This window comes from Asanoa ferruginea (assembly GCF_003387075.1).
Classification (GTDB): Bacteria; Actinomycetota; Actinomycetes; order Mycobacteriales; family Micromonosporaceae; genus Asanoa; species Asanoa ferruginea.
In genome coordinates this window covers 5,056,785-5,071,769 of record NZ_QUMQ01000001.1, presented here as the reverse complement: position 1 = coordinate 5,071,769, position 14,985 = coordinate 5,056,785, and the positions used below count along the sequence as shown (strand labels likewise).

The following is a 14,985-nucleotide window of genomic DNA, read 5'->3' as shown; positions in this document are numbered from 1 at the left end:
CCGTTCGGCCAGTGCCGCGCTAGCGGAGGTGCTCGTGGAACAGTTCGGCGCCCGAGCCGTGCCGTTTGGCGGCATACATGGCCTCGTCGGCGTCGCGCAGCAGGGCCTCGATCGGCTTGTCGACACTGACCGCGACGCCCACGCTGGCGGCCGGGCGCAGGACGTGGTCGTCGATCGACACCGGCCGAGCCAGGGCGTCGACGATCCGGCGGGCGGTGTCGGCCGCCGCCGCCTCGGTCGTGTCGACCAGGATCACGCTGAACTCGTCGCCGCCGAGCCGGGCGACCGTGTCCGCCGGCCGCACGCTGTGCTCGATCCGCCGCGCGGCGATGCGCAGCAACTCGTCGCCGGCCGGGTGCCCGAACTCGTCGTTGACGTCTTTGAACTGGTCGAGGTCGAGCAGCAGCACCGCACTGCCCCGGCCGCGGGCGGCGGGTTCGCGCAGCGCCTCGGCACGCTCGTTGAACAGGGTGCGGTTGGCCAGCCCGGTCAGCGGGTCGTGGCTCGCGTCGTGCCAGAGCCGCTCCCGCAGCGCAACGGTGTCGGAGACGTCGCGGATGTTGAGCACCAGACCGACGACCGCCGGGTCCTTGAGGCGGCCGGTCGCGATCACCTCCAGCCAGCGGCGGGCGCCGTCGGCCCGGCGTACCTCCAACTCGTCGGTCGCGGTCACCATCCGGCCGGCCATCACCGACGCGAGCAGCGCCTCGAGCCGCTCGGCGTCGACCGGCCGCAGCGCCGCGGCCACCGGCTGCCCGACCGCCGCCGCCGGCTCCTGCCCGAGCATCGGCCGCAGGGCCGGCGTCACGTAGGTGATGACGCCGTGGCCGTCGAGGACCATCGTGATGTCCGAGGCGTGCTCGACCAGCGACCGGAACCACCGCTCCCGCCGGCCGACCTCGTCGACGGTCCGATCGAGGCGGCCGACCAGCCGGGCGTTCTGCACCAGCAGCCCGTCCTGCCGCAGGATGATCAGGCCGGCGATGATCACCGTGCCCATGGCGGTGCCCCAGCTCCGCGCGTCCAGGCCCTCGTCGGAAAGTTGCGCGATGAGCAGCACCTGCGTGGTGCCGAGCGCGACGAGCGGTGCGACGAAGCCGGCGCTGCGCCGGCTGAGCGCCGGCCGGACGGCTCCCAGCTCCGCCAGGCATGGCGCGGCGGCCAGCAGCAACGCCGGCAGCAGCCGGATCACCAGCACCCACTCCGCGTCGTCGGCGTTCATGACCTGCGGGTTGAGGGCGCGTTCGAGCCCGTGCAGGGCAGCGGCCGCACCGATGGCGACGCCGGCCAGGACCGGGAACGGTGCGGTCCCGGTGACCAGCAGGTGGGTGACGGCGAAGGCGGAGACCAGCAGGATGATCGCCCCGACCGCGGTCCAGACCTTCTGCTCCGGCTTCTCGGCGCCGAGCGCACCGGTCAGCGCGATCGTCCAGATGAAGACCGCCGCCGCCACCACGACGGTGCCCGCGTCGATCCACAGGTCGCGCTGCGGCGGTCCGTCGCGTTCGACGCAGATGAAGATGAAGGCCAGCAGCCACGCCGAACCGATCGTGACCAGCGCCGTCGGCGCCGTCCAGGCGGTGCTGTGTAGTCCGGGGTCGACCGCCACGTCGATCGCCCGCAACGCCGCGCCCGCCACGAATATGACGCCGCTGACCGCGGCCGCCCGCCAGAACCGGCGCGCGCGAGGCGACGAGCGCCGGCTGTTCGCCAGTTGCCAGGACAGCACCGCGAAGACGGCGAAGCACACGGCCTGGGTGACCCAGGAGGTGATCGCCGGAGCCGGCCCGGTCAGGATCACGATGGTCGCGGCGACGAAGATCCCCAGGAGTAGCCACAGCCAGGGCCTGGCCAGCACACCGCCGGCGGGGCCCGCGCTCCGTCGAAGCTCGGCCGCCGTCAAGCCCTCATGACACCACGCCGGCACCGCGGATGAGTGGCGTACGCGAAGATCGGGTATCCGATCATAGCCGGACGAACACCAAGTAACGTGACGATGGTGCCGGGCCCGGTCCTGTTCGGCGACGCGGCGCGGCGGTCCACGTCGCTGGAGCTCTTCTTCGATCTGGTCGTCGCCGTCGCGGTGTCCCAGGCCGCCCGCCTGCTGCGGCTCGACCCGACCTGGCACGGCGCCGGCGTGCTGGCCCTGGTCTTCGTGCCGCTGTGGTGGGGCTGGAACGGGTTCACGTTCTACGACAACCGCTACACCGTCGACGACCCGGTGCACCGCGCGTCGGTGCTGGCCGCGGCCATCGGGATGGGCGCGCTCGGGCTCAGCCTGACCCGCGTGCCCGGTTCGGGGACGATGGTGCTCGGCCTCTCGTACATCTTCATCCGGTTGATTTTGATCGGCCTCTACGCGCGGGCCTGGCGCTCCGAGAGCCGGGCCCGCGAACAGGCCAGCGGGTACGTGCTCGGCTTCAGCTCCGCCGTGGTGCTGTGGGCCGCGGGAGCGCCGCTGCCGCCCGGCGTGCGTCTGGGGATCTGGTCGGTCGCGGTGCTGATCGACCTGGCGACCTCGGTGCTGATCGAGCGGCGGGTCGGCCTGCTGCCCGTCGACGCCGACCATCTCGCCGACCGGTTCGCGGCCTTCTTCATCATCGTGCTCGGCGAGTCGATCATCACCACCGGCGGCCTGGCCGCCGACGCCGTCACCCGGTGGGGCCCGCGCCCGATCGCGGCGGTGCTCTGCACGGCCCTGCTCGCCTGCGCGGTGTGGTGGGGCTATTTCGACCGGCGGGCCTGGGCGCTGCGCGCCGCCGCGCTCAAGCCGCCGAGCAGCGGGTGGAACGCGGCGACCGTCTTCGCCTACGGGCATTTCCCGATCGTGCTGGGCGTGTCGGCATCGGCGTCGGCGCCCAGCTCACCGTCCTGTGGGCGGCCGGCGCAGCGCAACAGACGGCCGCACGGGTGATCGCCGCGAGCGGGCTCGTCCTCTACCTGCTCGGCCTCAACCTGCTCACGCTGCTGCAACGGGTGCCGTGGGCCAACTCGCTGGTCGTCGGGCGCACCGGGCTCGTGGCGCTGCTGGCCGTCATCGCCGCCGTCGGCCCGGCCGACCCGCTGTGGGCGCTGCTGGCGATCCTCGGTGTCGCGGTGGCGCACGTCCTGCTCAACCTCCGGCGCGGCGCGCGGGTCCCCGAGCCGGCCTGACCCGTGCGAGGATGGGCGCTCTTCTGCTACGGGAGGGGTGGCTGTGGCGGCCGAGGAGCTCAACGACCGGGCCCGGCGGGTCATCGACGGCAATCGTTACCTGACGCTCGGCACCACCGGGCCCGACCACAAGCCGCGGGTGTCGCCGGTCTACTTCACCCACGTCGGCTACCGCGAGTTCTACTGGGTCTCGTCGCCGTTGGCGCACCACTCGGTCAACGTCGCCGAGCGGCCCGACGTCGCCATCGTCATCTTCGACTCGACCGCGGCGATCGGCGAGGGGCGCGCGGTCTACGTCGATGCGCGGGCCGCTCAGGTGCCCGACGACGAGTTGCCCCGGCGCTGTGCCGAGGCGTTCGCCCGGCCGGCGCCGGGCGCGAAGGCGTTCACGCCCGACGACTTCGCCGCCGACACCGACCTGCGCCTCTACCTGGCCGTGGCGACCAACCACGACCTGCACGTGCCGGGCCGCGACCCGGATTACGGCACCGGCATCGACTCCCGGCAGCGGGTCGAGCCTTAGCGGAGCCGCGCCGGCAACGGCTTGCGGTGCAGCACGACCAAGCCCGCGACCGCGCGGGTCAGCGCCACATACAACCGGTTCATGCCGCGCGGCTCGGCGGCCACGATGTCGGCCGGCTCCACGACGATCACGTGGTCGAACTCGAGGCCCTTGACCAGGCTGGCCGGCAGCACCGTCACCCCCGGCAGGTCGAGTGACCCGGCCAGCTCGTCAGTGGCGATGACGGCGACCGTGGCGCCGGCCGGTGCCTGCCGCACCGCCTCGCGCACCGCGCCGACCAGATCGTCGACCGCGCGCACCGACAGCGCGCCGCCCGGCTGGTAGGACCGGGTCGGCTCGATACCCGGCGTGAGCGCCCGGGCCGCGAAGTCGGCGATCCGCTGCGGCACCCGATATCCCGTGCGCAGGTCCAACTCCCGCACCTCGCGCTTGCCCAGCCGGGCCAGCAGTTCCGGCCACGAGTCACTGGCCAGCGGGTGCGTCGCCTGCCCGAGGTCGCCGACAACCGTCATCGACGCGTACGCCGCCCGCCGCGCGATCACCCGGCACTCCATCGGCGACAGGTCCTGTGCCTCGTCGAGGATCACGTGCAGGTAGCGGTCCTCGACGGGCGCGTCGTCGGGCTCCTGGACGGGCAGCGGGTCGGCCAGCAGCGGCACGTAGCCCTCCTCGCCGTGCGGGTCGAAGCCGTCCTGCCAGCCCACCACCCGTTGCCCCTCGCGAAGGATGATCGCCTCCGCCCAGCGCTGCGCGACACCGTAGGCGTCGTTGTCGATCGCCGGCCCGGCCACCGCGATCGGCGTCGCGAGCCCGGGCGCGTAGAGCTCCCACCCGTCACGCAGCCCGCAGCTCAGCACGAACGTCTCCACCAGCCGCGGGCCGCTGGTCAGCTCGCGCAGCCGCCATTCGGGCTCGGGCGCCCTGGGCGGCTTCGGTGGTGTGCCGAGCAGTTCGGCCAGTTCGTCGAGCAGGGGTACGTCGTCGACAGACCAGTCGCCCCGGTAGGACGCGGCCAGCGCTTCCGCGTTGTCGACCCCGACCGCCCGGGCCGGGTCGGCGAGCCAGGCCAGCACCAGCGGCGGTGTCAGCGGCGGCCACCAGGCGCGCAGGAACCGTTCGAACTCGCCGCGCTCGGCGACCTCGTCGGCGAACAGTTCCGGGTCGAGGTGCGCGCCGTCGACCTTCGTCCAGAGGGCGGCCGCCAACGCCGCGACGGCTTCCGGTCGGGCGCCGTTGGGCGGGGTGCCGGCCGCTTGGCAGCGTTCGCGCACCCGGGTGCGGGCCGCCGACAGGTCGGCCGCGTCGAGGGTGAGCACCTGGCCGGCGTACACCAGGCGCAGTCGGTCCGGTGCCGTTGGCGGCGTCTGCCACATCAGCTCGACCAGCACGCCGAGCATCCGCTCGCTGCCCTTGATCTCGGCGACCTCCGCGCGGTCGCGGCGGGTGGCGGTCACGCCGTCGACGAGTTCGCCGATGGCGCGCAGGTGCACGCTGTCTTCGCCGAGCGACGGCAGCACCCGGCCGATGTAGCTGGTGAACACCGTCGACGGCCCGACCACCAGGATGCGCCCGCCGGTGAACCGGCCGCGGTCGGTGTAGAGCAGGTAGGCCGCCCGGTGCAGCGCGACCTGGGTCTTGCCGGTGCCCGGGCCGCCGGTGATCAGCGTGACGCCGCGGGCGGGTGCGCGGATCGCCTCGTCCTGCTCCCGCTGGATGGTGGTGACGATGTCGCGCATGTGCGGGCCGCGCGAGCGGCGCAGCGCGGCCAGCAGCGCCCCTTCGCCGAGCACCCGCAGGTCGCCGACCGCGTCGGGCGTGAGCACGTCGTCGTCGAGGTCGACCACCGCCTGGCCGCGGCAGAAGATGACCCGCCGGCGCACCACACCGAGCGGGTCGCCGGCGGTGGCCCGGTAGAACGGCGCCGCGGCGGGTGCGCGCCAGTCGACGAGCAACGGCTCGTGGCCGTCGCGTACCCCCAACCGTCCAATGTGGTAGATCTCGCCGTCGTCGAAGTCGAGCCGGCCGAACACCAGGCCTTCTTCCTCGGTGTCGAGTTCGTGCAGCCGCACGGCGGCACGGTGCACGATCGCGTCACGCTCGACCAGACCGACGGCGGTGTTGCCGCTCGCCCGCCCATGTCCTTCGCCTTCGAGCGCCCTGGCCTGCGCCCGCAACTCCTCGAGCCGCTCGTAGACCCGATCGACGACGCGCTGCTCGGCCGCGATCTCCTGCGTTCTGCCTGCGGGCACGATGCTCCCCCGGGTTCCGTGCTGGATTGGCTCCGGCGAGCATATGGGCGGTTCTGAGCCAGAAAATCAGCACCCGGGCCGATTCGCCGAGGTTGACGCGTGGATATAGTTGAGAAGGACAAGGGGACGCCACCGGTTGGTGACGCCCCCTTTTTGTTGTTCTCGGATCAGCTAGGTGCGGTGTAGCAGAGCACGTAGGCGCTGCCCGTGCCCACCTGGCCGCTCGAGTTGGCGAAATTCACCGTCCAGCCGGTGAAAGGGCCGGCGCCGCTCTGCGGATTGGGCCGGCTGGCGAGCACCCGCACGAAGTTGCTGTTCTCCAGGAACCCGCCGCCGGTGGCGACCATGCCGGCCGGACAGTTGGCGGTGACCGGCGTATCCGAGGAGTTCGCCGGGATGCTACCGCTGTTGGGAACGGACTGGCCGACACCGGTGAGGCCGGCCGGCCCGGCCGGCCCGGCGGGCCCGCGCGGTCCGGGAGCGCCGCGCTCTCCCTGCGGGCCGCGGGGTCCCTGCACGTTCCAGACCACCCACCGCTCGCCCTTGTTGCAGCGCTGGCCACCGCCGTTGAACGGGTTGGGGATACGCACGTCGCCGGTCCGGTTGTTGACGCAGGCGTAGATGGTGCCGGCCGCCTTTTCGGTGTCGGCCTGCGCGAACCCGCCGAAGGCCAACACGACGGCGGCGGCGACACCGGTCACGCCGAGCGCGCGCCGCACCCGACGTTTGGTAACTGGTTCCACGTCTCTCCTCGATGAAAGCCGAGATCTCTCCTCATTGGAGACAAACTCGGTTATATCGCACGGAGAGTAGTCGTATGATTACGCCGCGCTGAGGCGGCGGAGGAACTGTTGGGTGCGGGCCTCGGCCGGCTCGTCGAAGACCTGGTCGGGTGGGCCCTGCTCGAGGATCCGGCCCGCGTCGAGGAAGCAGACCCGGTCGGCCACCTGGCGCGCGAAGCTCATCTCGTGCGTGGCCAGCACCATGGTCATGCCGTCGTTCTTGAGGTCGCGGATCAGGTCGAGCACCTCGCCGACCAGCTCCGGGTCGAGGGCCGACGTGACCTCGTCGAGCAGCAACAGCCGCGGCGAGTTGACCAGCGCGCGGACGATCGCGACCCGTTGCTGTTGCCCGCCGGAGAGCCGGTCCGGATAGGCGTCGGCCTTGTCGGCCAGGCCGATCCGGGCCAGCAGCGCCAGCGCCTGCTCGCGGGCCTCCGCGCGAGGGCGCTTGTGGACGCGCACCGGCGCGAGGGTGATGTTGTCGAGGACCGACAGGTGCGGGAACAGGTTGTAGGCCTGGAAGACGATGCCGATCTTCCGGCGTACGAGATCGGGGTTGATCCTCGGATCGGTGATGTGCGAACCGTCCAGGTGGATCGTGCCGTCGTCGAGTTCCTCCAGCAGGTTGACGCAGCGCAGCAGGGTCGACTTGCCCGAGCCGGACGCGCCGATCAGCGCCACCACCTCGTGCTCGGCCACGTCGAGATCCAGCCCGTCGAGCACCACCGACGACCCGAAGACCTTGCGGACGCCCCGGCAGGAGAGCACGGCGGTCATTGGCCGGCCTGCCGGCGGGCGGCGCGCAGGGTCACCCAGTCGGTGACCGCGATCAGCGGAATGGCGAGCAGCACGAAGAGCACCCCCGCGACGATGTAGGGCGTGTAGTTGAAGTGTTCGGCCGTCGAGATCTGCGCGGCGCGGACCGCATCGATCGGGCCCGCGAGCGAGACCAGGCCGACGTCCTTCTGGAGCGCGACCGTGTCGTTGAGCAGCGGCGGCGCCACCCGGCGGACCGCCTGCGGCAGCACCACGTGGCGCATCGCCTGCCGGTAGGACAGGCCGAGCGAGCGGGCCGCCGCGACCTGGCTCGGGTGCACCGACTCGATGCCGGCGCGGAACACCTCGGCGATGTAGCCCGAGTAGGTCAGCACCAGTGCCGCCCCGCCGAGCACCAGCACCGACGGCATCCCCTGCAGGCGCAGGCCCGGCACGCCCAGGGTGAGCACGTAGATCACGATGATCAGGGGCAGGCCGCGGAACGTGTAGGTGTAGCTGACCGCCAGGGCGCGGACCGGGAAGAAGACCGGACCGCGGAGGGTACGCAGCAGCGCGATCACCAGGCCCAGCCCCAGCGAGCCGAGCGCGCAGAAGAACAGCAGCCGGATGTTGAGCCACAGCCCGCGCAGGATGTCGGGCAGCGAGTCGACGGCGATCGACGGGTCGAGGAACGACTGGCGGACCCGGTCCCAGCCGGGCGCGCCGGTGACCGCGAAGACCAGCAGCGCGCCGAGCACCGCGGTGGAGCCGGCCGCGACCAGGATCGATCGGATCGTCTGGCGGCGCCGCCAGGCGATCCGATCCTGCTGGACCGCTGAAAGCGGCCGGTCCTGTCGGACCGCGGAGACCGGCTGGGTCACGACAGTTCGGGCGCGCCCGCCGTGTCGGCGAGCCACTTCTTCTCCAGCTCGGCGAGCTGGCCGCCGTCGCGGAGCTTGTCGACGGCCTGGCTCACGCAGTTGGTCAGCGGCGAGCCCTTGTCGAGCAACAGGCCGAACGTCTCCGGCGTGCCGACCTGCGGCAACTGCCCGACGATCTTGCCGTCGGTCAGCTCGGCGCCGGTCATGTAGAACGCCGTGGGCAGGTCGACGACCAGGCCGTCGATCTGGCCGTTTTCGAGGGCCTTCTTGGCGTCTTCGTTGGTGTTGTAAACCTGCGGCTGGGTGCTCGGCTTGATCAGCTCGTTGACCGCCTGGTAGCTCGTCGTGCCGACCTGGGCGCCCAACTTCGCGGCGCGCAGGTCTGCGATCGACTTGGCGTTGGCGATCTTCGAGGACTTCAGCGAGATCACGGTCTGCCGCACGAGGTAGTAGGGCGACGAGAAGTCGACCGCCTGCTGCCGCTCGGGCGTGACCGAGAACTGGTTGATGTCGAAGTCGAAGGCCTTCGGGCCGGGCGCGATCGCGTTGTTGAAGGTGACCCGGGTCCACGCCACGTCGGTCTTGGCGTAGCCGAGTTGCTCCGCGACCGCGTAGGCGACGGCCGACTCGAAGCCCTCGCCGGACTCGGGCTTGTTGTCGACCACCCACGGCTCGTAGCCGGGATCGTCGGTGGCGATCGTCAGCTTGCCGGCGGTCTCGGTCTGCAGGGAGTCCTTTGTGCAGGACGGGCCCGCCGACCCCGACGGCGCCGCCGCCGGCGTCTCCTCGGGCGCGCAGGCCGCGAGAGTGGTGATGAGGGCGGCCGCGACCGCGACCACGAGGGGGGTAGCTCGCCTGGACATGTGGGACAGCTTAGAGATGGAACGGTGTACGTCCATCGAGTTCCCTATCACACTGGTCGGGAATTTGGACATTCGACCCATGGCGCCCGTTCCTGGCAGGCGGTAAACCGGAACCGAGGCCCGCGCGTCATCCTGCTGTGCGAGCCGACACAGTGGCGCGTCCCCGGAGCTTCATGCGCGACGGACCCGACCCCGAATGGGACGCCGACCAGGCGGTCACCCATCTCTTCGGCGCGCACTACCGGCCGATGGTCCGGCTGGCCAGCCTGCTGCTGCACGAACGCGGCCTGGCGGAGGAGATCGTCCAGGACGCCTACGTGCGGCTGCACGCCCGCTGGCACCGCCTCCGCGACACCGACAAGGCGCTGGCCTACCTGCGGGTCACCGTGGTCAACGGCTGCCGGTCGGCGCTGCGCCACCGCAAGGTGGTCGACGCGCACCTGGCCGCCAGCCACCCGCCGCCCGACGTGCCGAGCGCCGAGGCCGGCGCCCTCGACCTGCTCACCCAGGCGGCGGTGGTGACCGCGGTCCGCGGGCTGCCGGCCCGCCAGCGGGAGGCGATCGTGCTGCGCTACTACGCCGACCTGTCCGAGGCACAGATGGCCGAGGCGATGGGCGTCAGCCGCGGTGCGGTCAAGAGCCACCTGTCGCGGGGCGTCGCCGCCCTGCGCCTGACCGTGGAGCGGCCGTGATGACCATCGACGACGTCATCCGCCGCGCCCTCGACGCCGAGGCGGCCACGGTCGACGTGCGGCCCGACGCGCTGGCCACGATCCGGGCGCGCACCGGGCGGCGGCGCGCCCGATTCGCGGTCAAGGCCTGGATCGGCGGCGGCCTGGCCGTCGCGGCGGCCGCGGCGACCGCGGCGGTCTTCGTCCTCGACGCACCACCCCCGGCACCGCCGGCGCCGCCGGCCACCACGACCGAGCCGCCGGCCTCACCCGAGCGGCTGCTCGCGGTCTACTACGTCGGCCCGGACCGCGGCGACCGGCTGGTCCGCGAGTTCCACCGGGCCGCGCCGGCGACCGGCGCGGCCGCCGACCAGGTGCGCGCCGCGCTGGGCCTGATGTTCGCCGGCGTGCCCGCCGACCCCGACTACGCCAGCGCCTGGCCGGCCGGCGTCGCGGTCCGCGGCGTCACCGTCACGGGTGACGTGGCCACCGTCGACCTCGGCGGCGCGACCCCGCCCACGCCGATCGCCGCACAGCAACTGGTCTGGACGGTGACCGCGGTCAGCGGGCTGAAGGGGGTCCGGATCGGCTCGGGGTCGGTGCTGCACCGAGCGGCGGCGGTCGAGACGCTGGCGCCCGTCTGGCTGATCAACCCGCAGCACGGCGACGTCGTCAGAACCCTCAAGGTGCACGTCGCGGGCTTCGCCGGCCGGTGCCGCCTGGTGATCCGCACCAGCGCCGGTCGGGTCGTGTCCGACGAGCAGCTGACCCTGTCCGGCGGCAGCCCCGCACAGCGTGAGGCGCAACTCACAGCGGTGGTCGCGCCCGGCGACTACGTGCTGACAGTGACGGTCGACGGCGGTGTCGACGACCACGTCGTGCGGGTCGAATAACGCCGGGCGGGTTCGGCGGCCGGGCCGGTGCCTGGTTGGATGGCTGCGTGAAGACGTTCGAGGAGCTCTTCGCCGAGTTGCAGGCGAAGGCCGAGGCCGGCACCCCGGGCTCGGGCACCGTCGCCGCGCTCGAGCGCGGGGTGCACGCGATCGGCAAGAAGGTCGTCGAGGAGGCGGCCGAGGCGTGGATGGCCGCCGAGCACGAGGGTCCGGAGCGGGCCGCCGAGGAGATCTCGCAGCTGCTCTACCAGGCCCAGGTGCTGATGCTGGCCAGCGGTCTGAAGCTGGAAGACGTCTACCGACATCTGTGAGCCCGCCTCCGCTCACCGGTTGACGTCTTTCAGAGGAGATCCCCGAAATGCTGCGCATCGCCGTGCCCAACAAGGGCACCCTGTCCCGTCCGGCCGCCGAGATGCTGCGCGAGGCGGGCTACCGCCAGCGCACCGACGAGCGTGACCTGGTCTGCCGCGACGAGTCCAACGACGTCGAGTTCTTCTACCTGCGCCCGCGCGACATCGCCACTTACGTCGGCTCCGGCGACCTCGACCTCGGCATCACCGGCCGCGACCTGTTGGTCGACGCCGGCAGCCCGGCCGACGAACTGCTCGACCTCGACTTCGCCGGCGCCAGCTTCCGGTTCGCCGCGGCACCGGCGACGCTGACCACGGTCGAGCAGATCGCCGGCCGCCGGGTGGCCACCTCGTTCCCCGGTGTGGTCAACCGCTACCTGGCCCACAACGGCATCGAGGCCGAGGTGATCCGGCTCGACGGCGCGGTCGAGAACGCGGTGCGGCTCGGGGTGGCCGACGTGGTCGCCGACGTCGTGCAGACCGGCGCCACCCTGCGCCAGGCCGGGCTCGCCGTGGTCGGCGACCCGATCCTGACCTCGTCGGCGCTGCTGATCGGTCGGGACTCGGTCGCGTCGGCGCCGGTCGCCCAACTCGTCCGCCGTCTCCAGGGCGTCCTCGTCGCCCGCCGCTACGTGATGCTCGCCTACGACGTGCGGGCCGACCTGCTCGAGCAGGCGACCGCGCTGACGCCGGGCATCGAGTCGCCGACCGTCTCACCGCTGCACCGCGAGGGCTGGGTGGCGGTCCAGGCGATGGTGCTGCGCACCGACGTGCACAAGATCATGGATGAGTTGTACGACCTGGGCGCCCGCGCCATCCTGGTCACCGGCATTCACAACTGTCGCCTCTGACCGGCCTTGTCGCCCGCTGTGGCAGACTGGGCTGCCGTGACCAGTGCTGCTGTGCCCTCCGTGACCGGCACCGTGACGTTCCGCCCGCAGCGGGCGCGCAAGGTCGCGATCGGTGCGGCCGCCGCGATCGTGATCGTCTTCACCGCCGTCAGCTTCGGCCTCACCGGCTCGACCGGTGAGGGCGAGGCCGTCTTCCAGCGTGGCGACCAGACGGCGATGATCGGCCTGGGCATCGCGTTCGCGGCCGGCATCCTGCTGTTCCTGCGCCCCCGGGTCGACGCCGACGCGAAGGGCATCCGGATCCGCAACGTGATCGGCTCCTACGACCTCCCCTGGGAGGTCGTCCGCGCGATCCGCTTCGAGCGCGGCGTCTCGTTCGCCGGCGCCGAGCTCCACGACGACGAGCTGGTCACGATCATCGCGCTCCAGGTCGTCGACAAGGAATACGCCCTGGCCGGCGTCCGCGCCCTCCGCGAGCTGTTCGCCGCTCACCAGGCCGCGGCCGCGACGGCCGAGTCCGCCTAGCACCGACCGCGCGCCGCGTCAGTCGGTGGTCGGGTGGGCGCGCCGGTAGTGGCGGGCGACCCGGGTGCGGTTGCCGCAGATGTTGGGGGTGCACCACTGGCGGCGGGTGGTCTCGGCGAGGAAGAGCATCGAGCAGTTGGGGTTGGCGCAGCGCCGCAGCCGGGCCAGCCGGGTCGGGTCGGCGAGCAGCTCGATGGCGCCGCGGGCGGTGGCCGCGAGCGCCGCGTTGCCGCCCTGCTCGGTGTGCCAGCGGACCTCTTCGCGATAGCCGGCGCCGGTCGGGGCGAGCCGCAGGCTGGTCGGAACGGCCGACGCGGCCGCGTTGACGTCGTCGAGCGAGCCGGCTTCGGGCTCGCGGTGCTCGAGATGGGCGTCGAAGAGGTCGCGGATCGCGGTGCGCAGCCGCCGGGTGGCCGGGAGGTCGGGCGCCGGGCCGCCGGGTAGTCGGCTGGCCTGGAGGCGCCACCAGGCCTGCGCCGTCGTGGGGTCGGCGATCAGGTCGGTGGGCGGGTCGGTCACGAGCATCTTGGTGTCGACCAGGTCGAGCGCCACCAGCGGCTCGCCGCCCATCGGGAAGCCGGCGCGCTGGACGTCGGCCAGGCTTATGCTCACCCCACCACCCTATCCATTAGGTGAGACAATCGCGAGTTTTTTTCCAGAACCGCTTGCGCGCTCTCACCTAATGGAAATAGCGTCGACTTATCCATTAGATCGAGAGGGAGGTGCCCGATGGGACTCGCATGGCAGCAGGGGCCGCTCTCAGCCCAGCCGGAAGGCCGGTTCCTGGTTCCCGATCCCCTTCCGCCGCGGCTGCTGTTCGCCGAGCGGTTGCGCCGGCGGATGCGGGTGCGGTTCGGCGGCGAGTGGATCGCCGACAGCGACGAGGTCGTGCTGCTGCACGAGCCGGCCCGCTATCCGGTGGCCTACTTCCCGCTGGCCGCGATCGCGGGCGGCGTGCTGGAGCCGACCGACCGGGTGACCGAGCACCACGACCTGGGCCCAACGGGGTGGTACACGGTGCACGGCGGCGACCAGGTCGCGCCGCGGGCCGCGTGGCGGTTCACCGACCTCCCCGACCACGCGAGCGACCTGCGCGACCGGGTCGCGTTCGCCTGGCGGCCGATGGACGCGTTCTACGAGGAAGACGAGCGGATCGTCGGGCACGCCGCCGACCCCTACCACCGGATCGACGTCCGGCGGACCTCCCGGCGGTTGGTCGTGCGCGACGGCGACCGGGTGGTCGCCGACACGAAGCGGCCGCTGGCGCTCTACGAGTCGGGCTTCGCACCGCGCTGGTATGTGCCCCGCAACGACGTCGACCCCGACGCGCTCCACCCGGTCGAGGGACAGACCTTCTGCCCCTACAAGGGGCTGGCCAGCTACTACGACATCGGCGACCGCAAGCGGGCGGCCTGGTCCTACCGCGAGGCCTGGCCCGAGGTGCGACTGATCGACGGCCTGGTCTCGTTCGAGCCGGACCTGATCGAGGTGCTGCTCGACGGCAAGCGGCTCGCCCTCGAACCGGGGCAGACCGTGGTGCCGCACGGCGTCGACCGCGGCCTGGACCCCGCCGAGATCCTGAAGTCCACATAGCACAGAGAGGAGCACGACCATGACCGCCACCCTGAAAGAGCGGACCGTGCTGGTGATCGGGCGGCCCGGCGGGATCGCCCGAGCCATCACCTTCGCCGTACGCGAGGCCGGCGGGTCCGTGGTCGCGGCCGGTCGCGACGCCGGCGCGCTCGCGGAGGCCTACGACGATCCGGGCATCGTGGCCGAGTCCGTCGACGTGACCGACGAGGCGAGCGTCGCCGCGCTGGCCGAGCGGCTCGGCGGCGTCGACCACGTCGTCTCCACCGCCTCGGCCCGGGCCCGCGGCGCGGTCGGCGACCTCGACCCCGACGTGGTGACGCTGTCGCTGCGCACCAAGGCGGTCGGCGCGATCCTGCTGGCCAAGCACTTCGCCACGCGGATGCCGGCCGACGGCTCGTTCCTGTTCTTCTCGGGCGCGACCGCGGTCAAGCCGGCCGCCGGCATGCTCGCCGTCGCGGCCACCAACGGTGCCGTCGACGCCGTGATCCGCTCGCTGTCGGTGGAACTCGCGCCGATCCGGGTCAACGCGGTCTCCCCCGGCACGATCGACAGCGGCGCCTACGACGCGCTCGGCGCGGAGAAGAAGGCCGCCCTGTTCGCCACCCGGGGCAACGCCAACCCGGCCCGCCGGATCGGCACGCCGGAGGACGTCGCCGATGCCGTCGTCTTCGCCCTCACCAACACCTTCCTGACCGGGGTGTCGCTGGGTATCGACGGCGGAGAGCCGCTGGTGTGACATGTGTGACGAGAGGCGACTCCCGGAAGGCCCGGAGTCGGTGACGCCGGCCTTCGGTCCGCTGCCGCCGGTATACCTCGGCCGGCCGGGGGAAGGCGGCTGGTGGCGCCGGCTGCTCATGCGACGGAAGGACGACCATGGCGACCCTGCTCTCGCTCA

General features: G+C 72.3%; 17 protein-coding genes. 10 read left to right on the top strand and 7 right to left on the bottom strand.

Translation table 11 applies throughout. From position 1 onward, the window contains the following. Window positions 1-19: 19 nt before the first annotated feature. Window positions 20-1,903, bottom strand: a complete 1,884-nt coding sequence (locus DFJ67_RS23880) for a sensor domain-containing diguanylate cyclase (protein ID WP_147315580.1) — start codon at window positions 1,901-1,903, stop codon at window positions 20-22. Between the two features lie 93 nt (window positions 1,904-1,996). Here DFJ67_RS23880 and DFJ67_RS23875 point away from each other — a divergent pair, with 93 nt between their 5' ends. From DFJ67_RS23875 to DFJ67_RS23865, 3 genes are read left to right on the top strand one after another with little or no spacing between them, the layout of a single operon-like run. Beyond that, a complete protein-coding gene (locus DFJ67_RS23875; protein ID WP_116070046.1) occupies window positions 1,997-2,914 on the top strand; it encodes a low temperature requirement protein A in 918 nt (305 codons plus the stop codon). Further along, window positions 2,911-3,153, top strand: coding sequence for a hypothetical protein (locus DFJ67_RS23870; RefSeq protein WP_116070045.1), 243 nt, complete (start codon window positions 2,911-2,913; stop codon window positions 3,151-3,153). The genes DFJ67_RS23875 and DFJ67_RS23870 overlap by 4 nt, the downstream gene beginning before the upstream one ends. A gap of 43 nt (window positions 3,154-3,196) precedes the next feature. Then, the gene (locus DFJ67_RS23865) at window positions 3,197-3,676 is read left to right on the top strand and encodes a pyridoxamine 5'-phosphate oxidase family protein (RefSeq protein ID WP_116070044.1); all 480 of its coding nucleotides are present in this window, start codon (window positions 3,197-3,199) and stop codon (window positions 3,674-3,676) included. On the opposite strand, the gene DFJ67_RS23860 is transcribed toward DFJ67_RS23865, so the two are convergent. The 5 genes from DFJ67_RS23860 to DFJ67_RS23835 all read right to left on the bottom strand — a co-directional run bounded on the left by DFJ67_RS23860 (window position 3,673) and on the right by DFJ67_RS23835 (window position 9,207). Further along, complete coding sequence (locus tag DFJ67_RS23860; RefSeq protein ID WP_116070043.1) at window positions 3,673-5,925, bottom strand: HelD family protein; 2,253 nt, start codon at window positions 5,923-5,925, stop codon at window positions 3,673-3,675. The two genes, DFJ67_RS23865 and DFJ67_RS23860, sit on opposite strands and share 4 nt — an antisense overlap. Window positions 5,926-6,092: 167 nt before the next feature. Then, a complete protein-coding gene (locus DFJ67_RS43360) occupies window positions 6,093-6,668 on the bottom strand; it encodes a hypothetical protein (RefSeq protein ID WP_203783746.1) in 576 nt (191 codons plus the stop codon). 78 nt (window positions 6,669-6,746) lie between these two features. Further along, window positions 6,747-7,484, bottom strand: coding sequence for an amino acid ABC transporter ATP-binding protein (locus tag DFJ67_RS23845; RefSeq protein ID WP_116070040.1), 738 nt, complete (start codon window positions 7,482-7,484; stop codon window positions 6,747-6,749). After that, the gene (locus tag DFJ67_RS23840; protein WP_116070039.1) at window positions 7,481-8,344 is read right to left on the bottom strand and encodes an amino acid ABC transporter permease; all 864 of its coding nucleotides are present in this window, start codon (window positions 8,342-8,344) and stop codon (window positions 7,481-7,483) included. The genes DFJ67_RS23845 and DFJ67_RS23840 overlap by 4 nt, the downstream gene beginning before the upstream one ends. Then, window positions 8,341-9,207, bottom strand: a complete 867-nt coding sequence (locus DFJ67_RS23835) for an ABC transporter substrate-binding protein (RefSeq protein ID WP_116070038.1) — start codon at window positions 9,205-9,207, stop codon at window positions 8,341-8,343. Before DFJ67_RS23835 ends, DFJ67_RS23840 begins: the two co-directional genes overlap by 4 nt. 173 nt (window positions 9,208-9,380) lie before the next feature. Here DFJ67_RS23835 and DFJ67_RS23830 point away from each other — a divergent pair, with 173 nt between their 5' ends. Genes DFJ67_RS23830 through DFJ67_RS23810 form a run of 5 tightly spaced genes read left to right on the top strand, consistent with a single transcriptional unit; the run spans window position 9,381 to window position 12,497 of the window. Further along, window positions 9,381-9,899 (top strand): SigE family RNA polymerase sigma factor, encoded by a 519-nt coding sequence (locus DFJ67_RS23830; protein ID WP_116070037.1) that lies wholly within the window; start codon window positions 9,381-9,383, stop codon window positions 9,897-9,899. Beyond that, complete coding sequence (locus DFJ67_RS23825; protein ID WP_116070036.1) at window positions 9,899-10,771, top strand: GerMN domain-containing protein; 873 nt, start codon at window positions 9,899-9,901, stop codon at window positions 10,769-10,771. Before DFJ67_RS23830 ends, DFJ67_RS23825 begins: the two co-directional genes overlap by 1 nt. 47 nt (window positions 10,772-10,818) lie before the next feature. Further along, on the top strand, window positions 10,819-11,082 hold the full coding sequence (locus DFJ67_RS23820) for a phosphoribosyl-ATP diphosphatase (RefSeq protein ID WP_116070035.1): 264 nt from the start codon (window positions 10,819-10,821) through the stop codon (window positions 11,080-11,082). A gap of 47 nt (window positions 11,083-11,129) precedes the next feature. After that, complete coding sequence (gene hisG, locus DFJ67_RS23815; RefSeq protein ID WP_116070034.1) at window positions 11,130-11,972, top strand: ATP phosphoribosyltransferase; 843 nt, start codon at window positions 11,130-11,132, stop codon at window positions 11,970-11,972. Between the two features lie 36 nt (window positions 11,973-12,008). Further along, window positions 12,009-12,497, top strand: coding sequence for a PH domain-containing protein (locus DFJ67_RS23810; protein WP_116070033.1), 489 nt, complete (start codon window positions 12,009-12,011; stop codon window positions 12,495-12,497). An 18-nt stretch (window positions 12,498-12,515) separates the two neighbouring features. On the opposite strand, the gene DFJ67_RS23805 is transcribed toward DFJ67_RS23810, so the two are convergent. Then, entirely contained in the window at window positions 12,516-13,109 is a 594-nt protein-coding gene (locus DFJ67_RS23805) for a CGNR zinc finger domain-containing protein (protein ID WP_203783744.1), read from the bottom strand. 117 nt (window positions 13,110-13,226) lie between these two features. Here DFJ67_RS23805 and DFJ67_RS23800 point away from each other — a divergent pair, with 117 nt between their 5' ends. Together DFJ67_RS23800 and DFJ67_RS23795 are read left to right on the top strand one after the other, a co-directional pair. After that, entirely contained in the window at window positions 13,227-14,090 is an 864-nt protein-coding gene (locus DFJ67_RS23800; protein WP_116070032.1) for a DUF427 domain-containing protein, read from the top strand. A gap of 19 nt (window positions 14,091-14,109) precedes the next feature. After that, the gene (locus DFJ67_RS23795; RefSeq protein WP_116070031.1) at window positions 14,110-14,826 is read left to right on the top strand and encodes an SDR family oxidoreductase; all 717 of its coding nucleotides are present in this window, start codon (window positions 14,110-14,112) and stop codon (window positions 14,824-14,826) included. The last annotated feature ends 159 nt before the right edge of the window (window positions 14,827-14,985 follow it).